Consider the following 17,891-nt stretch of genomic DNA (forward strand, 5'->3'; position numbering starts at 1 on the left):
TTAATCGCCCCTTTTTTTGTTGCCTGAAAGCTTTACTGGCACAAACTGCGAATGCTGTGCGCCTCCTGTGCTGCATCCATCCACAGGTACTCGTCGTCATCGCCAAAGTAGTAGTACAGCGAGTTGTTGGGCAGGATGAGTACGGAAATGCCGCCGTAGCCGGACATGAACGGCAACCACAGTGGGTTGCTACAGCCACTGATACTGCCGCTGATTTCGTGGGCCCAGAAACCATTGTTGTACTTGTAGTCGTTCAATGGTTCCAGTCCGCGATCCGTGGCGTCACGCTGCATGGCGGCGTCCAGTTGTGCTTGATGGAGGGTGGACTGGCTGCTGCCGGTAAACAAACTGCCGATTTTTGCCACATCGTCCCGCAGCCAGATCAGTCCCCAGCCAGCGAATGCCTGTTGCACACCGTCGTAAGTGCGGCGGGTGAATTCAGCCGTGGGGCTCACATTGAGGGGCGCCAGCACTTCGTCCAGCAGGATGTCCTGGAAAATGTCGCTGCTGCTGCCCTCGATTCCCTGTAAATACGCATTCATCGCGGTGCCGAGAATGTAGGTATCCGAGGTGTGGTACACCCACTTGGTGCCGGGGCTGGCCTTACGCGAGTACTCGGTGCAGCTGTAATTGATTTTACTGGCGTGGTCCTCCGGCAGGAAGAGGTCATTGGTATGGCTGGCTCCCTCATCGCTCATATAGCCGGCGAGTTTGTAATTGCCGGTACCCATATCCAACGCATTGCCGAAGGTCACATCGTTCCAGTTGCCATTGCCGTTGCACTCGCCGATGTAGCTGCCGATAGACTGGTTAAATGTGCCCGGATATTTCTGTTCCAGGCGCATCATAGCGCCACCGGCAAATACAGACTTGGCACTGGAATACGACGGCACCACCAGAGATTCGCAGTAGGGATAGTCTCCTTCGCGTGTGCTGCAGCCGCCCACATAGTGGGTACCATCAATCACAAAGCCGACCAGAGAGATCGCTGCCGGATCTTTGCCATTGGGGGTGGCGAAGGCGGTGTAATCGGTACCCGGATAGTCCTGTGCGAGGACGCTCAGCGGTTTGCTTGGCATACGCGCGGCTACTTCTGCCTGGTAATCACTTACCAGCGCGGCCCCGTTGCTGACCGATTGTGGGTTATAGCTCGCAGAGAGCTGGCCCCACATATCGAATTGATAATATAGGCAGGTTTCGCTGGCGATCTGGTAAGCGACGTCCGATACGGAACCGTCATCCTTGAACAGGAATGTCATAACGCCGTTGTGCATACAGTTGGCATTTTTCTGCTGTAGCGCGAAGGGCAGTGCCACACGGCTGTAGCCCGCGTCTCCGTTCTCGTTCCACACACGCCCGGGTGTCAGTACATATTCCCACTCCGGGTGTGCGCTGGCGATGGAGCCGCGTTCGCTCGGAACAATATGGCTGCCGGTCTGCACAAATTCAAAATTGAATTCCGGCAGGTGCTTGCGCGTGGCATCCTGCGAACCGGTGTAGCGGAAGGTATCTTTGATTTCATCAAAAGCGCCACCGCTGGCTTCACCGAACAGTTCCAGTGCACCTTCGAATTGATTGGTGGGCATAGCGGCCTGCGCCGGTAGGGCGTAGTTGGAAAAGTCCACGAGGCTGCCCGGGTCGCTGCCATTGATCAGCGTGGTCATCGTCAGCGCGGAGCGGGATACATTGCCGTTGCCTGTGAGCGGGTCAAAGTCCTCGACACTGCCACCGCCTTCACTGGAAGAGCCGCTAAGCGCGATGGTCACACTGGGCTCGTCTGGATCGTTCGATGTTAGAGTGATACCACTGTTGAAACTGCCTTCCGCTGAAGGTGCAAACGTCACCGAGATAGCGCAGCTGCTGCCAGTGGAAACGGTCGAGCAGTTGTTACTGGAAATACTGAACGGCGCCGCTGGTGCACTGGTACTGCTGATCACCAGTGCTGCTGAGCCCTGGTTGGAAACCGTGATCGACTGTGCGCTGCTGCCACCGGGAGACAGGCTTCCAAAACTGACCGCGCCGGGTGCGTCGATATCGGGATCAGTCGGTGCGCCTCCTGTGCCGGTCATCAGCGCCTGGTGGCCGTAGCAGTAATCGCCAGTGGTCGAGCCTGTGCCGCGAAAACGCAATTGCACGCTGGTGTTGTTGTCGATGCCGGCAGGTGCGCTGTTGGCACTGAACTGGCTGCCGTTATCGTCGCCGTTGGCAACCGTTACCGCCGTCGTCCAGCTGCTGCCACCGTCGGTGGAGATTTCCGCGTAGCAGAACTCGTTGTTTTCCAGGGACCCGGCAGACATGGTCAGGGCGACGGACACAGAGGAATAACTTGCCGTAGAAAGGGTGTGGCTCGCGCTGGAGCCACCGCGCAAACGGATGGTTCCGTTGTGTGCGTCCACGTTGCCCGTCGTATTCCATCCGCTGATATCGCCGCTGCTGAAACTGTCAGCGTAGATGGTCTCTGCCTGGAGACTGGCGGAACCAGCTGCACTAAACAGTAAAAAGACAGCCGCAAGCCTGGCTCGAGGCAGTTGATATCTCGATTTCATATTCGCACCTTGATTATTGTTTTGAAGCGTCCGTGCAACTCCTCGACCTGGGAGCGCGAAGTTGCATGTTAGTAACATGAGGGGAGCGGCCCGTTTACTGTAGGACCAGCTATGGGTGCCGGGTAGGGCCAGAAAAGAACAGGCGCGAAAATTTCTATCTCGAATTTCGTGGATATAAAAAAGGCGGGCCCGGGTACGGGCCCGCCGAAGCGGGATCACATAGGAGACTCAGGAAATTATGCTTACTGACAGGCGCTCTGTATCTGGTGCGCCTCTTGTACCGCTTCGAGCCAGTAATAGGTGTCGTTGTCACTGAAGTAGTAGTAGACGCTATCGTTTGGCAGTAGCACCACGGTGATGCCACCAAAGCCGGACAGGAATGGAATCCACTGATTACCACTGCAGCCACTCAAGTTGCCGGCCACATTGTGCGCCCAGAAGCCGTTGTTGTAGCGATAGTCGGTCAGCGGCACGGTCCCGGTATCGGTGCTATTGCGCTGCAGCGCGGCATCGAGCTGGGTGCTGGACAACATTTCCTGGCCATTGATCTCGCCATCATCGATGCCTACAAAGCTTGCGATTTTTGCCAGATCATCCGGCAGCCACATCAGGCCCCATCCGGCAAACGGTTGCTCCACCGAATCGTAACTACGGCGTGTGTACTGGCCGGTAGGGCTGACATCGAGCGGCGCCCACAGGTCCGCAACAATGGTATCGGCAAAGATATCCGCGCTGCTGCCCTGCTGGTCCTGCAGATAGTCATTCATGTGGGTGCCGGCAATGTAGGTGTCAGAGGTGTGGTATACCCACTGGCTACCCGGCGTGGCCTTGCGCGTGTACTGGGAGCAGCTGTAACTGATCTTATTGCTGTGGCTATCGGCAAGGAAAAGGCCATCGGTATGGGCTGCACCCTCATCCGACATATAGGTAGTACTGCCGTAATTACCGGTGGCCATGTCCAACAGATTGTTCAGGGTGACGTCCGACCAGTTGCCATTACTGCTACAGGCGGGAACGTGACTTGCAACACTTGTGTTGCGCACGCCCGGGTAAAGTTTCTCCAGGCGCATCATGGCCACACCGGCAAAGAAGGACTTTGCGGTGGAGTAGGAAGGTACCACCATGGAGTCACAGTACGGGTAATTCCCATAGCGAGTTACGCAGTCGCCACGGTAGTGCACACCACCGTAAATAAAGCCGGCAGTGCTAACGTGGCTGGCATCTGTGCTGTTCGGTGCTGCAAACGCGGAAGGGTCGGTACCAGGATAGTCCGTGTTGAGATCAGACAGTGGCTTGGTCGGCATGCGCGCGGCAATTTCCGCCTGATAGTCCTGTATCAGCTGGCTCTGGTTGGCAATGGACTCGGGCGTGTAGGTGGCGCTGAGTAGTCCCCACCAGTCGGCCTTGAAGTAAAGGCACGTCTCGCTACTGATCTGGTAGGCGACTTTTGAGGTGGAGCCGTCTTCCTTGAACAGGAAAGTCATCACCCCGTTGTGCATGCAGTTGGCATTGCGCTGCTGCAGTGCGAAGGGGATGGCGGCGCGGCTGTAACCATTATCACTGGTTTCCTGCCACACTCGCCCTGGTGTCAGCACGTATTCCCAATCCGGATGGGCGCTGGCAATAGAGCCGCGCTCCAGCGGAAAAATATGGCTTCCGGTCTGAATAAACTGGAATTCAAATTCTGGTAGATGCTTGCGCGTGTTGTCACCACTGCCCGTGTAATTGTAGGTGTCCACGACTTCGGAAAAGCTACCACCGGTAGCTTCACCGCTCAGGCTCAGTGTGCCCGCCAGCGCGTGTTCCGGGTGCGCAGCATTCTGTGGCACGCCGTAAGCAGACAGATCTACGCGGCTTCCCGGGTCACTGCCGGTCATCAGCGTCGAGTAACTCAACGAGCTGCGGGAAACACTGCCGGAACCGGTCAGCTCATCGTAGTAGTCGTCATTGCTACCGCCGCTGCTACTACTGCTGCTGCTACTACTGCTCCCACCGCCGCTATCCAGGTCGCCGGTCACCAGAATATTGTCACCGTAGCAGTAATCGTTGTGGCGGTTTACTGCATTGCGATAGCGGATGACCAGTTGGCTTTTATTATCCGCATCGATTGCCACGCTGCTGGCGGTATACAGGGCGCTGTTGTCCTGGCCGTTCTCCAGCGTAATCGCATTTACCCAGGAGTTGCCTCCGTCGTTGGATACCTCTGCGATACAGCGGTCGCCATTTTCCAGCGAGTATGCGGATATATCCAGCGCGATGTTGACGTTCACGTAGCCTGTGGTCGACAGAGTGTAACTGGCGCTGGCATTGGCCCCGCGCAAACCCATGGAATAATTCCCGTAATAGGCGTTGGCGTACACGGTTCCAGTGGTACTCCAACCGGCAATATTGCCGTCCTGAAAGTCCTCGTCGAGGAGGGTGTCAGCATGGAGGCCTGGGGCTGCACAAGCACTCAGAAATGCCGCCATTGTGAGGTGTCGAATCATTTTCATTGTTTTGTTCACACAGATCGGGTGGATGAATGGCCTGATGTCGCGGGCACAATAGAAACAGCTCGTTCGCTCGCAACCTGAATCTTCCAGTTCAGGTTCTCGCAATCCGATCTTTCCAGTTAGCGCCACCTGCAGGGTCGCAATAGGTCCAGTGCCAGATTCACGGGGTTCCGTTTTGTGCGAAATTTAATCGAATTCGAAATGCATCACAGTTTGTGAGACATTAATCACTCAACCAATACCAATTAGAGGTGTCACCGAGATGGTTTCGATCGCAGGTGGAGCAACAAAACTGCTGACTGTCCGGGCAGTATTCCGGGCCTGCAGTATCGCGATACTCGTGCTTCTTGCTGCCTGTAGTGGTGAGGATGGCCATCAGAAAAGTGGTGAACACGCGGTTCAGGAATCGCCGCAAGACCCGGAAGCCGTGGCTGATCAGCGCGCTTCGGAGATAGAGGCGGATGAGGACCTTCTGCCCCAGTTTGAAAATTACATCGAGCAGGGCGACCTGGATGCCATCGCCGCGCGTGGAACTCTGCGCTTACTGGCGCCCCTCGGACTGGAAGAAGAATCCTTGCCCCGCGACGGTCTCCCCACTGGCGAATGGCGCGCACTGGCGGAAAAGTTTGCGTTGGACCGCGGTCTGGAGCCGCAATGGGTGTATGTGGATGATTTTGCTCAGCTTGTTCCCGCGTTGATCGAAGGCCACGGCGACCTGATTGCAGTAAATTTCTCCCGAACCCCCGAGCGGGCGATGCAGGTCGCATTTACCCGGCCGCTGGAATACGTGCAGGAACAATTGATTACCCGTGCTGATGCGCCAGCGAGCAAACCCACCCTGGACGTTGCTCTGAGAAAAGGCAGCGCCTTCGCGACAACACTGAAACAGCAGAGCACCGAATCCCGCGCACTGATAGCGAAATTTCTCGAGGGTCCGGTGACCCAGGACGAGCTGCTCGAGGGGGTTGCCAGCGGGGAATTTGACGCGACTGTGATCGACAGTAATCTCGCCGACGTTCTACTGACCGATTATCCCGCGTTACAGGCAGAAAACCTGCGAGATAGCCGTCGCGCGATCGCCTGGGCCGTGCGCAGAAATAGCGCGAAGCTCGAGCAGGCTCTGAATGAATACTTTACCGAAGAACATTTAATTGCCGCGCAACGTCGCGCCAGCGCACTGCGGGACTGGCAAGAGATACAGGAAACACGCACCCTGCGCGTGCTGACCCGCAATCACCCGGCATCGTATTTTATGTGGCGCGGGGAATTGATGGGCTTTGACTACGACCTGCTGCAACGATTTGCCCGGGACCACGGCTTGCGCTTGAGCATGGTCGTGCCTGGTCCCGATGTGGATCTGGCAGAGGCCCTGGCGGCGGGGCAGGGCGACCTGATCGCTGCTTCGCTCACCGTGACGGAATCGCGCAAAGCCCAGGGGCTGGTATTCACCCGCCCGTATATGCAGGTTACCGAGCAATTAATTACCGCTGTCGACAATGTGCCCAACGGTAGCGCTGCAGGTGATATAGCCGCGGTGCCAGTGATGCAACGCTTGCAAGGCAGTTCTGTCGCAGTAAACCCGCTCAGTAGTTACTACAGTAATCTGGCGATCCTGGCGGAAGCCAGTGACGCCGCTGTGGAGGCTCTCCCTGTTGCCGGTGCCACTACCGAGCAATTGATCGATGCGGTAGTCGAGGGCCGCTACGACTATACCGTGGCCGATTCCCACCTAGTTAACATCGAGCAGACCTACCGGGATGACTTCGCGGTGGTTGGCGATATCTCCGGCGAGCGGGATATCGCCTGGGCGGTGCGTGGCGATCAGACTGCTTTACTGGGACAGTTGAATGCATTTCTGAACAAGTATTATCGCGGACTGTTTTTCAACGTTACCTACAACAAATATTTCCGCGAGGAAAAGCGCCTGAAGCGAAAACAGCGCGAGCGCTTGCGGGATACCAGCAGTCTGTCCCCTTACGATCCCCTTGTGCGCGAACACGCGATCCCTGCCGATCGGGACTGGCGCATGGTGGTGTCGCAGATGTACCAGGAAAGCCGCTTTAACCCCAAAGCAAAGTCTTTTGCGGGCGCGCGCGGCCTGATGCAGGTAATGCCGCGCACCGCTCGCCAGATGGGAATCTCCGGGTTGTACGAGCCGGAAAACGGTATTCGAGCGGGCGTCGCGTACATGGGCTGGCTGGAAGAGCGCTTTCCAAGGAGCCTGCCGTTTGATCAGAAAATTTATTTTACGCTCGCTGCCTACAATGCCGGACACGGCCACGTGCGGGACGCACGGGTGTTGGCGGAACAGTTGGGGAAGGATCCAAACCGCTGGTTCAACAACGTGGAAGACGCAATGCTGTTGCTGTCCAAGCCGGAATATTACAAAAAGGCGCGTTTTGGTTATGTGCGGGGGCGTGAGCCGGTGAACTATGTGCGGCAAATTCGAGATCGCTATTTCGGCTACCTTTCCGTCGCCCGACAGGAACGGATATCCGAGCAGTCTCTGTAAAACAGTTTGAGGCGCGGTTACCGGCAGAGCGTCACCGCGCCTCAGTCAGGCCTCACTTCCGCGCAGTAACCTGAATTTCGATCTTCATGGCGTCGTCCAGCAGGCGCGCTTCAAACACCGTCGCCGCCGGGCGCACTTCTCCCAGCCACTTCTGAAAAACAGGCCAGCACGGCTTGAAATCATCGCGATTGGGCAGGATGTAAGTGACTCGCGCAATCTTGTCGACACTGCTGCCCGCTTCCTTCAATGCCTGCTCGATATTGGCAAAGCACTGGTCGGCTTGCTCGGTCACATCGTCACTGATGCTGTTGGTCGCGTAGTTGAAGCCGGTAGTCCCGGACACGAAAACATAGTCGCCGTCGACGACCGCTCGGGAATAACCGATCTTGCTTTCAAATTCCGATCCACTGGAAATCAGTTTTCTGCTCATCGAGTGTCTCCTTGAGAATAAAGTGCCGTGAGGTGGATTCCTGTGGTGGCTGGAATTCGGGCCTCAATAGGTTGGGCGCGGGATAATGCCACGCTCCTTGCCGATACCAAAGCGTCGGTCGGTAACAGGTGAAACCTGTTTTCTGAGTGCGGGAATCCTGCGAGTCGACGAGTTAATTCCCAATTCCGTTTAATTCCTGAGCAAACCGTCTGTTTGACACCCAAAGAGCTATCAAAATGCCGAAAAAGGGCCATTGTGGCGCTTAAACTATCCATTCATCATTCCGGCTGAGTCCGGTAGTGTGATGTGCGTCACGATCTTGGTGTCGACTATTCCCTGTCGGAGTCGCGAATATCTACGACTTCAATCGCTGCATTTTGGCATCTGGTGGTACGCGGTGCAGCAACATAACTTGTACTTGAAAGGGGAATCAGGAATGTACAAAAAGCTCGCACTGGCCCTCGCGGTCACTGCTCTCACTGCCTGTGGTGGCGGTGGTAGCAGCAGTGGTGGTGACAACGGTGGAAGCAGTTCAAGTTCGAGCAGCTCCAGTTCCAGCTCTAGCTCCAGTAGTTCTGGCGGCAGTAGTTCCAGCTCCAGTAGCTCCAGCAGCGGCAGTTCGAGCTCCAGTGGTAGCAGCTCCAGCAGTGGCGGCAACGGCTCCTCGATCCCTGTTGGCGGTACCGCCGCAAAAGGCATTATTTCCGGTGCCAAAGTAGAAGCCTTCAGCGCAGATGGTACTCTGCTGGGCGCCTCTGAAACCGCCACCGACGGCTCCTATTCCATCGCGCTTGAGAATTACAGCGGCCCGGTGAAACTGCTACTGAGCAGCCCGGATGAAGGCGTTGCACTGGTAACCTGCGATACCGCCCAGTGCCGTACCGCCGGTGACAACGACCAAGACACCGATAGCGACGGTGTGATCGAATTTGGCGAGCAGTACGCGCTGGACTACACCCTGAGCGCCGTGACGTTTGTCGACGAGACCGCGGACCATATTGACAGCAGTATTACTGCGCTCACGACATTGGTTGCTGAAAAGGCCGGCGCTGCGCTGACCCAGGCTTCCATCAGTGCCGCCAACGCGTTCGTAAAAGAAACCTTCGGCCTGGACGCCGACCCGGCCACCATTGAACCGGTGGATCTCACCAGTGCCGCCGAGGCCGATGAACAGCAACTGCGTTTTGCGCTACTGAATGCGGCGATCGAAGAGGCTGCAGTAGGTGGTGACGTTGCCGCACAGCTGCAGGGTCTGAGCGCCGGCTTCGCCTCCAACACCGTTAATGCGGAAATGCTGTCAGCCGTCACCGAAGCGATTGATGCAGTGGCCACCGCGACCAGCGTCAATAATGAAGACCTGGGTGGTGTTGCCGATGCCGCGGGCGCGGCACAGGACGATGCCGAACAAGCGGTTGCCGACAACTGCGGTGACAGTGCTACCTGCAAGCCTCCGGTGCAGGTGGTCGGTGAAGACGCGACCAACCTGGAAGCCGCAAAAGCGCTCGTAGCGACTGCGCGTAAGGTTTCTATCGAGGCCATCGAAGCAATTGAGTCCGAGCTGGACGAAGAATCCGAGTCGTACAACCAGGACAACATCATCGCCAAGCTGCAGGGCACGGAAGACCTGTTAGACGAATCGACACTTGATGTGATTACCGCTTTCCGCGAAGTCAGCGATGTACTGGTAAACCAGCTGTCTGCAGTTGAGCTGGGCGATGAACCGGAATTGAATACACCACTTGAGAGCCTGGGCGATGCCGCTGGCTATCTGTGGGATAAATACGACTATGAGTTCTACAACGACACCGACTACGCTACCCGGGAGGACGCGATTGCACACTTCCCGGCAGGTGACGTGGCCAATACCGGCAACGTCTGGAGTGTAACCAACGGCATATACGACCTGGATGGCGACGCGGAAACCACAACCGATCAGGTTGCCGTAAATATCACTATCACCATTCCGGAGCTGTCCGGTGAGCCGGGAAGTCTGGCGCTCGCCGCGGGTGAAAATGTGCTCGCCATTGAGGGTGAGGCAAGCCTTGGCGATTCAAGCTTTGCCCTGTCGCAAACGGCTGACTCACAGCTTACGCTGGTACTGAGTGAGGGCTTTGGTGAAGAAAGTGAGGGCGAACCTGCAATCGATCGTATCGGACTGCTGGTGAACGCCACCCTGGCAAACGCCGATTACAGCTTTGACGGTATCGTGGAACTGGGTGTTCGCAAGTCCACCGGCCTGGAATCACTTTCACCGCAAAATGATCATCTCTCCCTGTTGCCGGAAAAAGTCGCACTGCAAGGTGTATTCAGCGACCTTGGCGAGCAGACGTCTATCGAAGCTGCGGTATCGCTAACGCTGGACAATGTGGATGACTTTGCTTTCATTGCTGAAGGTCGTGTGCGCGACGATCTGACTACCTTTTCTTACGATGAAGAAAGCAATACGCTTACCTTGGTCCATGGTCTGGAAGGTAATCAGGCTACCGTCACATACGCGCACTCGAGCGTTGAGTACGAAGGCTACAGTGAGCATTTCGTTGATGTTTCCTGTGTGACTGAAGGTATCGCCTACTGTCCCGGCAATGGGCAATACGGAATCTGGGGCGTAAACACCCTCGTGCCTGAGGCGACAAACGCCTTTGACTGTGAGAGCGAACCGCATTGGGGTTGGTGGGACTACGACAGCGAGCAGTGTGTACGTGGCGCTACCCCGCAAGAGGCCGGTATCCCTGAAGATATCCGTATTCTCTTTACTGCAGACTATGAGTATTTGTTGTCCGATGTAGAAGCGTATGTTTCTGGTGAAGGCTGGTACAACCCGGGCCCGCAGAACTGGTGGGATGAAGGCTACTGGACTGAGTCCGTATTTGGCACGGCCGATAGCGGCTCGCTCACTTCCTATCTTGATGCGTCAGACCTCGATGTGGATGCAGAAAACCGTTACGCGAAAGCAACCCTGCGGGTAAACGCTGCAGGCAAACTTTCTGCCGACCTGCCGGAAATGGACATGGAGCTGGTGGCCAAGCGCACCGGATACGAGCTGGGTGAAGTGGCCCTGACCCTGTCCTGGGGCGCGGACCTGCTGCGCATCGATATCGACTACACCGGTGAAGATCTCTCCGAAGCCACCCTGACGGACGGCACAGGTGCAGCATTTATGGTGGAGTTCGCAGATAGCGACGAAGACGAAACCCTGCGCGGATATATCACCAAAGACGGCACCGTTTACGGTACCCTGACCAAAGAAAACGATATCTATCTGATTACCTGGATCGACAATGCAATCGAGACCCTGCTCTAAGCAGTGTGACTCACGCAGAAACGGAACGGGCCACCTTGGGTGGCCCTTTCTGTTTCTGGGGCTGATGAATGTGCCTCTACAGTCAGTCGCACTGCCCAGCCCCGAAGTGACACTGAATTTTTACAGCCGCACGGTAAGTGAGGCACTGCCGATTAGAGAGTTTGCCGGAAAGTGGGAAAACGCCCCGGAATCTGGAGACAGCACCTGGACGCGGAACCGCGTGGATGCCGGAGGCTGGCTCGGCGACTGGGGGATGAGTTACACCCTGCGCTATGACTATCAGTTGCAGTACAACCACGCCACCGCAGACCTCTATTACCGCGATGAAGCGGACCTTGCACCACCAGAAGGTGCCGTACCGGTTTACCTCGACGCGCTTCAGCTATTGGCCGATGGCATCAAGCTTCGCCGCCGCTGGAGTTTCTACAATGGTCTTTTCCTGCAGGCCGATCTGAGTGTGCTCAAGGCGCGGGAATTTCAGGACGGTACCATCGACGGCATGATGAGTGCCGGCGAGCAGTTTTTTAGCGGCAACGCCTCGCTGGATTACCGCTATACCGACGACCTGCTGCTGGAGCATCAGTTTGAGCAGCCGGAGGGCGAGGGCATCTCCGTGGATATTATCGCGGGCTATCGGGATAACGACCGGGTGCTTTCGCTGCAGGTTCAGGATGCCTATAACGTGATGCGTTTTGAGCGCGCGCCCTATACTCACGGAAAGTTCGATACCGCCGACCGGGATATTGAAGACGAAGTGCAGTTGGCTCCGGTATTTTCCGGCTGGCGCGAATTGGAAGACCACGAGTTTTCCATGCCGGTTTACGCGCTCGGCCATTACTCGGAACAGCGCAATGGATACCAATGGTCCATGGACCTGGAGTATTTTCTGGGCGATCTGTTTTACCGGCCCGGTATGCGATGGGGAACACTGCCCGGCAATCCGTATATCGGTTACGAGGGTAGCCGCGGACAATGGCTGTTGGCATTTACCGATGACCAGCAGATCTGGAAGCTCCAGCTCGGGTTTGATGACGTCAATTTCGCTGAGGCTCACAGTCTGACGGTCAGCATGGGAATGGCGGCACGCTGGTAACTGTTGTCAGTCGCTACAGGCGCCGCCGTCAGGACTCTTTGCCGCTGTGATCGGGTTCATCGTTTGATCGGGATAGGCTGCGTGTGCTTTGCAGCTGATATACCCAGCGAAGATTATTTTCGGCCGCCGTATTTTTGTCGTCCAATGCCAGCGCACGGGTATAACTGAGCTCCGCTATCTCCAGGTTGCCGGCCTGCCGGTACGCGTATCCCAGGCTGTTCCACAGCAGGCTGGCGTCCGGTGTCAGCGTCAAGGCTTCCTCCAGCAGCGACAGTGCATCGTCGTGCTGTTTCAGTTTGACCATTTCCAGTGCCCGGTTATTCAGGTAGAGCGACTGCACTGTCGCATCGCTCAATACCTGATGCCGGTAATTAAAGCGCGGTTCGAAGTTGAACTCGAATATCCGCGTGGTCCAGCCAAGCGAGACTTCTGCGTTGATATGCAGGAAATTCTGAACCAGTAGCTGGCCGCGGCCACTTGAAATGGTTCGGCGCTCCACTGGTGCATGTACCTGATTGAAGTGCGCTTCCAGTCCCACCTCTCGTGCCAAAGCTACGATCAAAGCTGCAAACGAAATACAGTTCCCGCGCTGTAGTGCAAACGCTTCCGACGCAGTGGTGGTGCTATTCAGGTCGTACTCTAGTTCAAAGTGCTGCATTTTCAATGTGCGAAGAAGTCGCCGAAACCGCTGCTTTGGGCTAAGCGATGGGTCGATCGAATCGACCAAGGCTTTCATTTCCGGGCTGAGCGACAACAGTTCTCGCGCATGGGTAGTACTTCCGTTTGTAGAGCGGGTGCCAGCCCGTTCTACGGGTTTCGGCGCGTCCAAATTTCTCGCCAGCACCGTATCCAATGAAGTGGATGTGCGCTGCTCAGGCGTCGGAAAGGTCGCTGGCAGTTGACCGTTTGCGCAGCCAAACTGGAATACCGCCATCAATACCGCCATCCATCGCATTGGTTGATCCTCCTGTTGATGCGACTATAGACGCACAAAAATTTTGCTAAAGATGCATTCGGTCGATGAACCTACCGATAAATCCGTTGAGTCGCACAGGTGGCACGGTGGTACCAATTTCTGCTGCGGCGAATGGAGGAGGTGGGTCGGTGGACGGTAAAGCCGATACAGTGCGCTAGCGCGGATATTCAGCGGTTTTGTGCCCTGCTGAACAAAATCCAAATAGTTCACCTGCACCGTGTAACTTTTTTGGTGGTAAATCTTGTGTAGGATGGTCGCCGCTTGGCGGTACACACACTCTCAGCAGCGCTGGCTATTCGCGAACTGAATGGGGCCTGGCTGACTGTTTAATTCGTAGATTTACAAGGATGAGGAAATGTTGGTTGAAAACCTGAAAGGAATGCCTGGTTTTATCCTAGTGTGGGCATTCATCGCGGCGGGGAGCTTGATTGCTGGTTGTGCACCAGACACCGATACGCTGGACGAGATCAAAGCGTTCTCTCAGCGCACCGAACAACTACTGGAGCAAGATCGGGCGTTAACTGAAGAATACAGCGCACATATGGCGGAGCTGACACGAACGCTGGAAGAAACCGGCAGCGCAAAGGCCGCGGTAGAGTCTGGCGTGTACAGCCGTTTGGCCAACAATATGGATAAGGCGCTGGCCTTGGGTACCCAGTACCAGCAGGAACTTGAAGTGTTATTCGGAAAGCTCGACGAAGAATCTCCGTGCTATTTCCCTGAAATTGCTGCGAATCTAAAGGGTGTTATCGCGGAGAAGCAACGGGTGGCCAATACCTTGCGAGAATTCCAGAGCGCCGGTCTGGAAGAGGGCGGTGCAGTACTGGCAGGCCTCAGTGGCTCGACCGCCTCATTCGCAGCGGGCATGAGTAACTTGACCGAAATGTTCAAAATTTGCATGGTGCCGGCAGCCATGGGGTTGACCAAGTCGGAGATGGAAGCGCGCTCAGAGCGGGCGGCAGATGAAGAAATTTCAGACGACGATCGTTTTGAACGAGGCGCTGAGCCGCTGGAAGTTGAAGAGTACACCCGCAAGCGCAGCGTCTTGCCGATGCGTCCGCTATGGTTGGGGCGACAGCTGCCGATCGATGTCAGAGATCCATCTGACATAAAGAACGTCGAGTTCAGTGACGGTGTGACTGTAGACGAAAATTTTGAACTGGTACTGCCAGAGCCCTTTCGCAGTGATTCGAGCAAGCTCTTTAGTTTTCGTATCACTGGCACGGTCGCCGATGAGTACAATAAGTATATTCTGGATGTGGAAGTGAGCCGGGTTGGTTATACACCTATGGCATCGCTGCGCGTCAACAATGCAGCCTTGGCAAATTGCATCGATACGATTGTCGCGAAAGAAGGCTTCCAGTTTATGGAAGAGTTCACCGAAATATCCTGCCTGGCTCAGGAGAACTCACAAATATCCTTGGATGAACTTTTTCAGTTCAAAAATCTGGACGAAGCCACGCTGACTAATTTTGATATCGAGGGTATTGCAAAAACATCGTTGCCGGAAAAACTCTCAGCGCTGATGTTCTACCGCTCCAAACTCGATGGGTTGCCCAGGTTTACCAATACCAGTGCGCGCATGGAGCTGTGGGATTCCGAAGTGAAGGACTGGTCGGGGATTGCGCAAATGTCCATCGAACATCTGATGGTGGATACTGAAACCGCTGATTGCGACCTGGTGCGCTCCTGGGACCAGGATCGTTCAGACCTGGTAATCGTACACGACGGCTTGAGCGTCGAAGAGAAGATGGCGCGCAGAATTCGCATACAGGATGATGACGCGGTTACCGGTGTCCTTTCGCGGTGTACCCTGTAGCAGGATCATGCGCGACACCTTTAAAAACGCTCTATAGAAAGGCCACGCACGCCGGGCTGCGTACGCGCAATATGGACTCCTGATTGAAGGTGGTTTTGTAGGCTTCGACCGCGGCAGTGATGGAGGTTTCCGTCTCGGGCGTTCCGGGGTGAACGAGAGATAGTACGTGGCTGCCCTCGCGCACGATGGCCCCAGAGCTGGAACGCCACTGCCCGGTACCCGTCAGCACGGTCAGGCCGTCGGGGAAGTGGCGGGTCAGCACTTCCCCGAGAAAGACATTCCATTCAGCCGTGGTGACAGTGTGCTGCCCGCCATCGCCTCTCGAGGTGCCGAAATACAGCAGATCGTGAAACTGTAACCTTTGCCCCGATTCGCAGCGCAACACCGCCTGAGAACTGCAGCCCGCAAGGGCTGCAACCATTATTACGCTCGCCAGCCTCTTCATCCGTGCCCTGTGCATGGTTCTGTGTAAGACTCCTTCGACATCGTTGCGCACGGCCTACTCGGCGGCGCCCTATCAAGTTAGCCCACAATCTGCGAATTTGTATGCCCGCCACTCCCGAGCCAGACACTGCCCGCCAAGTAGAAAATGCCAAATCGGATACTGCCGCCAGCATGAGCGCAGGTCAGATGATGTCGGCACTCTGGCATTTCATGCGCCCCTATAAATCGGTTCTATTGGGTGCCGGCGTGGCGCTGGTGTTTACCGCTGGCGTTACTCTCGCCATCGGACAGGGTGTTCGCCTGCTGGTCGATAGAGGGCTGACCGGAGATTCCAGCGAAGCTCTTGCGCATGCAGTAGTGATCCTGCTGATACTGGCTGGCTTGATGGCCCTCGGCACCTACGCGCGCCACTATCTCGTCTCCTGGCTGGGGGAGCGGGTGGTTGCTGATCTACGCAAGGCGGTGTTCGATCATATCGTGACCCTGCACCCGAGTTATTTCGAGACCAACCGCAGTGGCGAGATCATGTCGCGCCTCACTACTGACACTACCCTGCTGCAGCATATTATCGGTACCTCATTTTCCATGGCGTTGCGCAGTTCGCTGATGTTCGTGGGCGCACTGATTCTGCTGCTGATTACCAATCTGAAATTGAGCCTGATCGTGCTGATTGGTGTGCCGCTGGTGCTGTTGCCCATCGTGCTCTACGGCCGCCGGGTGAGAAAGCTTTCCAAGGCCAGCCAGGACTCCATCGCCGATGTGGGCAGCTACGCCGGTGAAATCATCCAGCACATCAAAACCGTGCAGAGCTACACCCGCGAGGGTGCAGAGATGCGGGCGTTTGGTGCGGAGGTGGAAACGGCATTTGATGTGGCCAAACGGCGCATACGTCAGCGCTCACTATTGATTGCGGTAGTGATCCTGCTGATGTTTGGCGCAGTGAGCGGGCTATTGTGGGTTGGTGGCAACGATATGATTGCCGGGCGCATGTCCAGCGGCGATCTGGCTGCGTTTGTGTTTTACGCGGTGATGATGGGTTCAGCCGTGGCTACCACTTCCGAAGTGTATGGCGAATTGCAGCGGGCTACCGGTGCCACCGAGCGCCTGATGGATCTGTTACATGTGCAAGCGGATATACCCGCCGGCAGTCTCGACGAGCCGCTTCTGCACCCCGGCGGCGGCCCGGGGCAGGTGGTGTTTGAGGCGGTGGACTTCTGCTATCCCGCGCGCCCCGATCACCCCGCGATCCAGAAACTCGAGTTGAATGTGCCCGCCGGTAAAAGCCTGGCATTAGTCGGCCCGTCTGGCGCCGGCAAGTCCACCCTGCTGGAGCTGTTGCAGCGTTTCTACGATCCCCAGGGCGGTCGTATTACGCTGGACGGTACGGATATCCGCGAACTGGATACCGGGGCCCTGCGCCGGCAGATTGCCGTGGTGCCTCAGCAGCCGGCCCTGTTTACTGCTGATGTCTGGTACAACATCCGCTACGGAAAGCCAGAAGCGAGCGATGAAGAGGTGATAGCCGCCGCCAAGGCCGCCCATGCCCACGAATTTATCGAACAGCTGCCGGGTGGCTACAACAGCCATCTCGGGGAGCAGGGTACGCGCCTGTCTGGTGGCCAGAAACAGCGCATCGCCATCGCCCGCGCGATTCTCAAAGACCCGAAAATCCTGCTACTGGACGAAGCCACCAGCGCGCTGGATGCGGAAAGCGAGTACCACGTGCAGCAGGCCCTGCAGGCCCTGATGGAAAACCGCACCACTATCATCATTGCCCATCGGCTGGCGACCATTCTGCACGCGGACAGCATTGCCGTTCTGGCGAATGGGGAACTGGTGGCGCAGGGCAGTCATCGGGAGCTGGTCAAAATGTCGCCGCTGTACAAGCGGTTGGCGGAGCTGCAGTTTCAGGACTCGGAGCGGCAGGTATCACCGGGGGCGTAGGTCGAGGGGGCAGGGAAATAGAGCGGTGGAAAGAAAATCGAATCGAGCACAAACAAAAACGGGCCCCGAAGGGCCCGTTTTCACATCCGAAGGGTAATTAAACCACTACGATGTTTTCAGCCTGCGGGCCTTTTTTGCCTTGAGTTACGGTGAACTCAACGGCTTGGCCTTCGGTCAGGGTGCGGAAGCCAGTGCTGGTGATGGCGCTGAAGTGAGCGAATACGTCTGGACCAGACTGCTGCTCAATGAAACCAAAACCTTTTGCTTCGTCGAACCATTTAACGGTTCCAGTAACTGTATTAGACATAACTAATTCCTGAATTAAAAAGAGTGT

At 56.3% G+C, this 17,891-nt stretch carries 11 protein-coding genes; 5 read left to right on the forward strand and 6 right to left on the reverse strand.

The window, feature by feature from the left end; all coding sequences use genetic code 11:
• Positions 1-32: 32 nt before the first annotated feature.
• Together Q1A74_RS08965 and Q1A74_RS08970 are read right to left on the reverse strand one after the other, a co-directional pair.
• Complete coding sequence (locus Q1A74_RS08965; protein WP_299594849.1) at positions 33-2,546, reverse strand: choice-of-anchor D domain-containing protein; 2,514 nt, start codon at positions 2,544-2,546, stop codon at positions 33-35.
• A gap of 242 nt (positions 2,547-2,788) precedes the next feature.
• Positions 2,789-5,038, reverse strand: coding sequence for a hypothetical protein (locus Q1A74_RS08970; protein ID WP_299594851.1), 2,250 nt, complete (start codon positions 5,036-5,038; stop codon positions 2,789-2,791).
• Between the two features lie 262 nt (positions 5,039-5,300).
• Between Q1A74_RS08970 and Q1A74_RS08975 the strand changes: the two genes are divergently transcribed.
• Positions 5,301-7,550: a transporter substrate-binding domain-containing protein gene (locus tag Q1A74_RS08975; RefSeq protein WP_299594853.1), complete on the forward strand. Its 2,250-nt coding sequence runs from the start codon at positions 5,301-5,303 to the stop codon at positions 7,548-7,550.
• Between the two features lie 52 nt (positions 7,551-7,602).
• Here Q1A74_RS08975 and Q1A74_RS08980 read toward each other — a convergent pair whose 3' ends face one another.
• Positions 7,603-7,980, reverse strand: coding sequence for a RidA family protein (locus Q1A74_RS08980; protein WP_299594855.1), 378 nt, complete (start codon positions 7,978-7,980; stop codon positions 7,603-7,605).
• A 436-nt stretch (positions 7,981-8,416) separates the two neighbouring features.
• On the opposite strand from Q1A74_RS08980, the gene Q1A74_RS08985 reads away from it, so the two are divergent.
• Both Q1A74_RS08985 and Q1A74_RS08990 read left to right on the forward strand, forming a co-directional pair.
• Positions 8,417-11,281: a hypothetical protein gene (locus Q1A74_RS08985; protein ID WP_299594857.1), complete on the forward strand. Its 2,865-nt coding sequence runs from the start codon at positions 8,417-8,419 to the stop codon at positions 11,279-11,281.
• A 70-nt stretch (positions 11,282-11,351) separates the two neighbouring features.
• Entirely contained in the window at positions 11,352-12,374 is a 1,023-nt protein-coding gene (locus tag Q1A74_RS08990) for a hypothetical protein (protein ID WP_299594859.1), read from the forward strand.
• Positions 12,375-12,402: 28 nt separating this feature from the next.
• Here the strand turns inward: Q1A74_RS08990 and Q1A74_RS08995 are convergent, their stop codons facing one another.
• A complete protein-coding gene (locus tag Q1A74_RS08995) occupies positions 12,403-13,329 on the reverse strand; it encodes a transglutaminase domain-containing protein (protein ID WP_299594861.1) in 927 nt (308 codons plus the stop codon).
• A 376-nt stretch (positions 13,330-13,705) separates the two neighbouring features.
• Here Q1A74_RS08995 and Q1A74_RS09000 point away from each other — a divergent pair, with 376 nt between their 5' ends.
• Positions 13,706-15,169 carry a hypothetical protein gene (locus Q1A74_RS09000; RefSeq protein ID WP_299594863.1) on the forward strand — a complete coding sequence of 488 codons (1,464 nt, stop codon included), beginning with the start codon at positions 13,706-13,708 and terminating at the stop codon, positions 15,167-15,169.
• Between the two features lie 31 nt (positions 15,170-15,200).
• Here Q1A74_RS09000 and Q1A74_RS09005 read toward each other — a convergent pair whose 3' ends face one another.
• Entirely contained in the window at positions 15,201-15,590 is a 390-nt protein-coding gene (locus tag Q1A74_RS09005) for a DUF3574 domain-containing protein (RefSeq protein WP_299594865.1), read from the reverse strand.
• 212 nt (positions 15,591-15,802) lie between these two features.
• Between Q1A74_RS09005 and Q1A74_RS09010 the strand changes: the two genes are divergently transcribed.
• Positions 15,803-17,557, forward strand: coding sequence for an ABC transporter transmembrane domain-containing protein (locus Q1A74_RS09010; RefSeq protein ID WP_299595580.1), 1,755 nt, complete (start codon positions 15,803-15,805; stop codon positions 17,555-17,557).
• Between the two features lie 97 nt (positions 17,558-17,654).
• Here Q1A74_RS09010 and Q1A74_RS09015 read toward each other — a convergent pair whose 3' ends face one another.
• A complete protein-coding gene (locus Q1A74_RS09015) occupies positions 17,655-17,864 on the reverse strand; it encodes a cold-shock protein (protein WP_299594901.1) in 210 nt (69 codons plus the stop codon).
• Between the last annotated feature and the right edge of the window lie 27 nt (positions 17,865-17,891).

The organism is uncultured Microbulbifer sp. (assembly GCF_947504145.1).
GTDB lineage: Bacteria > Pseudomonadota > Gammaproteobacteria > Pseudomonadales > Cellvibrionaceae > Microbulbifer.

Coding starts and splice junctions, on each gene's coding strand:
- Q1A74_RS08965 (WP_299594849.1), bottom strand. CDS start 2,546: ATGAAATCGAGATATCAACTGCCTCGAGCCAGGCTTGCGGCTGTCTTT.
- Q1A74_RS08970 (WP_299594851.1), bottom strand. CDS start 5,038: ATGAAAATGATTCGACACCTCACAATGGCGGCATTTCTGAGTGCTTGT.
- Q1A74_RS08975 (WP_299594853.1), top strand. CDS start 5,301: ATGGTTTCGATCGCAGGTGGAGCAACAAAACTGCTGACTGTCCGGGCA.
- Q1A74_RS08980 (WP_299594855.1), bottom strand. CDS start 7,980: ATGAGCAGAAAACTGATTTCCAGTGGATCGGAATTTGAAAGCAAGATC.
- Q1A74_RS08985 (WP_299594857.1), top strand. CDS start 8,417: ATGTACAAAAAGCTCGCACTGGCCCTCGCGGTCACTGCTCTCACTGCC.
- Q1A74_RS08995 (WP_299594861.1), bottom strand. CDS start 13,329: ATGCGATGGATGGCGGTATTGATGGCGGTATTCCAGTTTGGCTGCGCA.
- Q1A74_RS09000 (WP_299594863.1), top strand. CDS start 13,706: ATGTTGGTTGAAAACCTGAAAGGAATGCCTGGTTTTATCCTAGTGTGG.
- Q1A74_RS09005 (WP_299594865.1), bottom strand. CDS start 15,590: ATGGTTGCAGCCCTTGCGGGCTGCAGTTCTCAGGCGGTGTTGCGCTGC.
- Q1A74_RS09010 (WP_299595580.1), top strand. CDS start 15,803: ATGTCGGCACTCTGGCATTTCATGCGCCCCTATAAATCGGTTCTATTG.
- Q1A74_RS09015 (WP_299594901.1), bottom strand. CDS start 17,864: ATGTCTAATACAGTTACTGGAACCGTTAAATGGTTCGACGAAGCAAAA.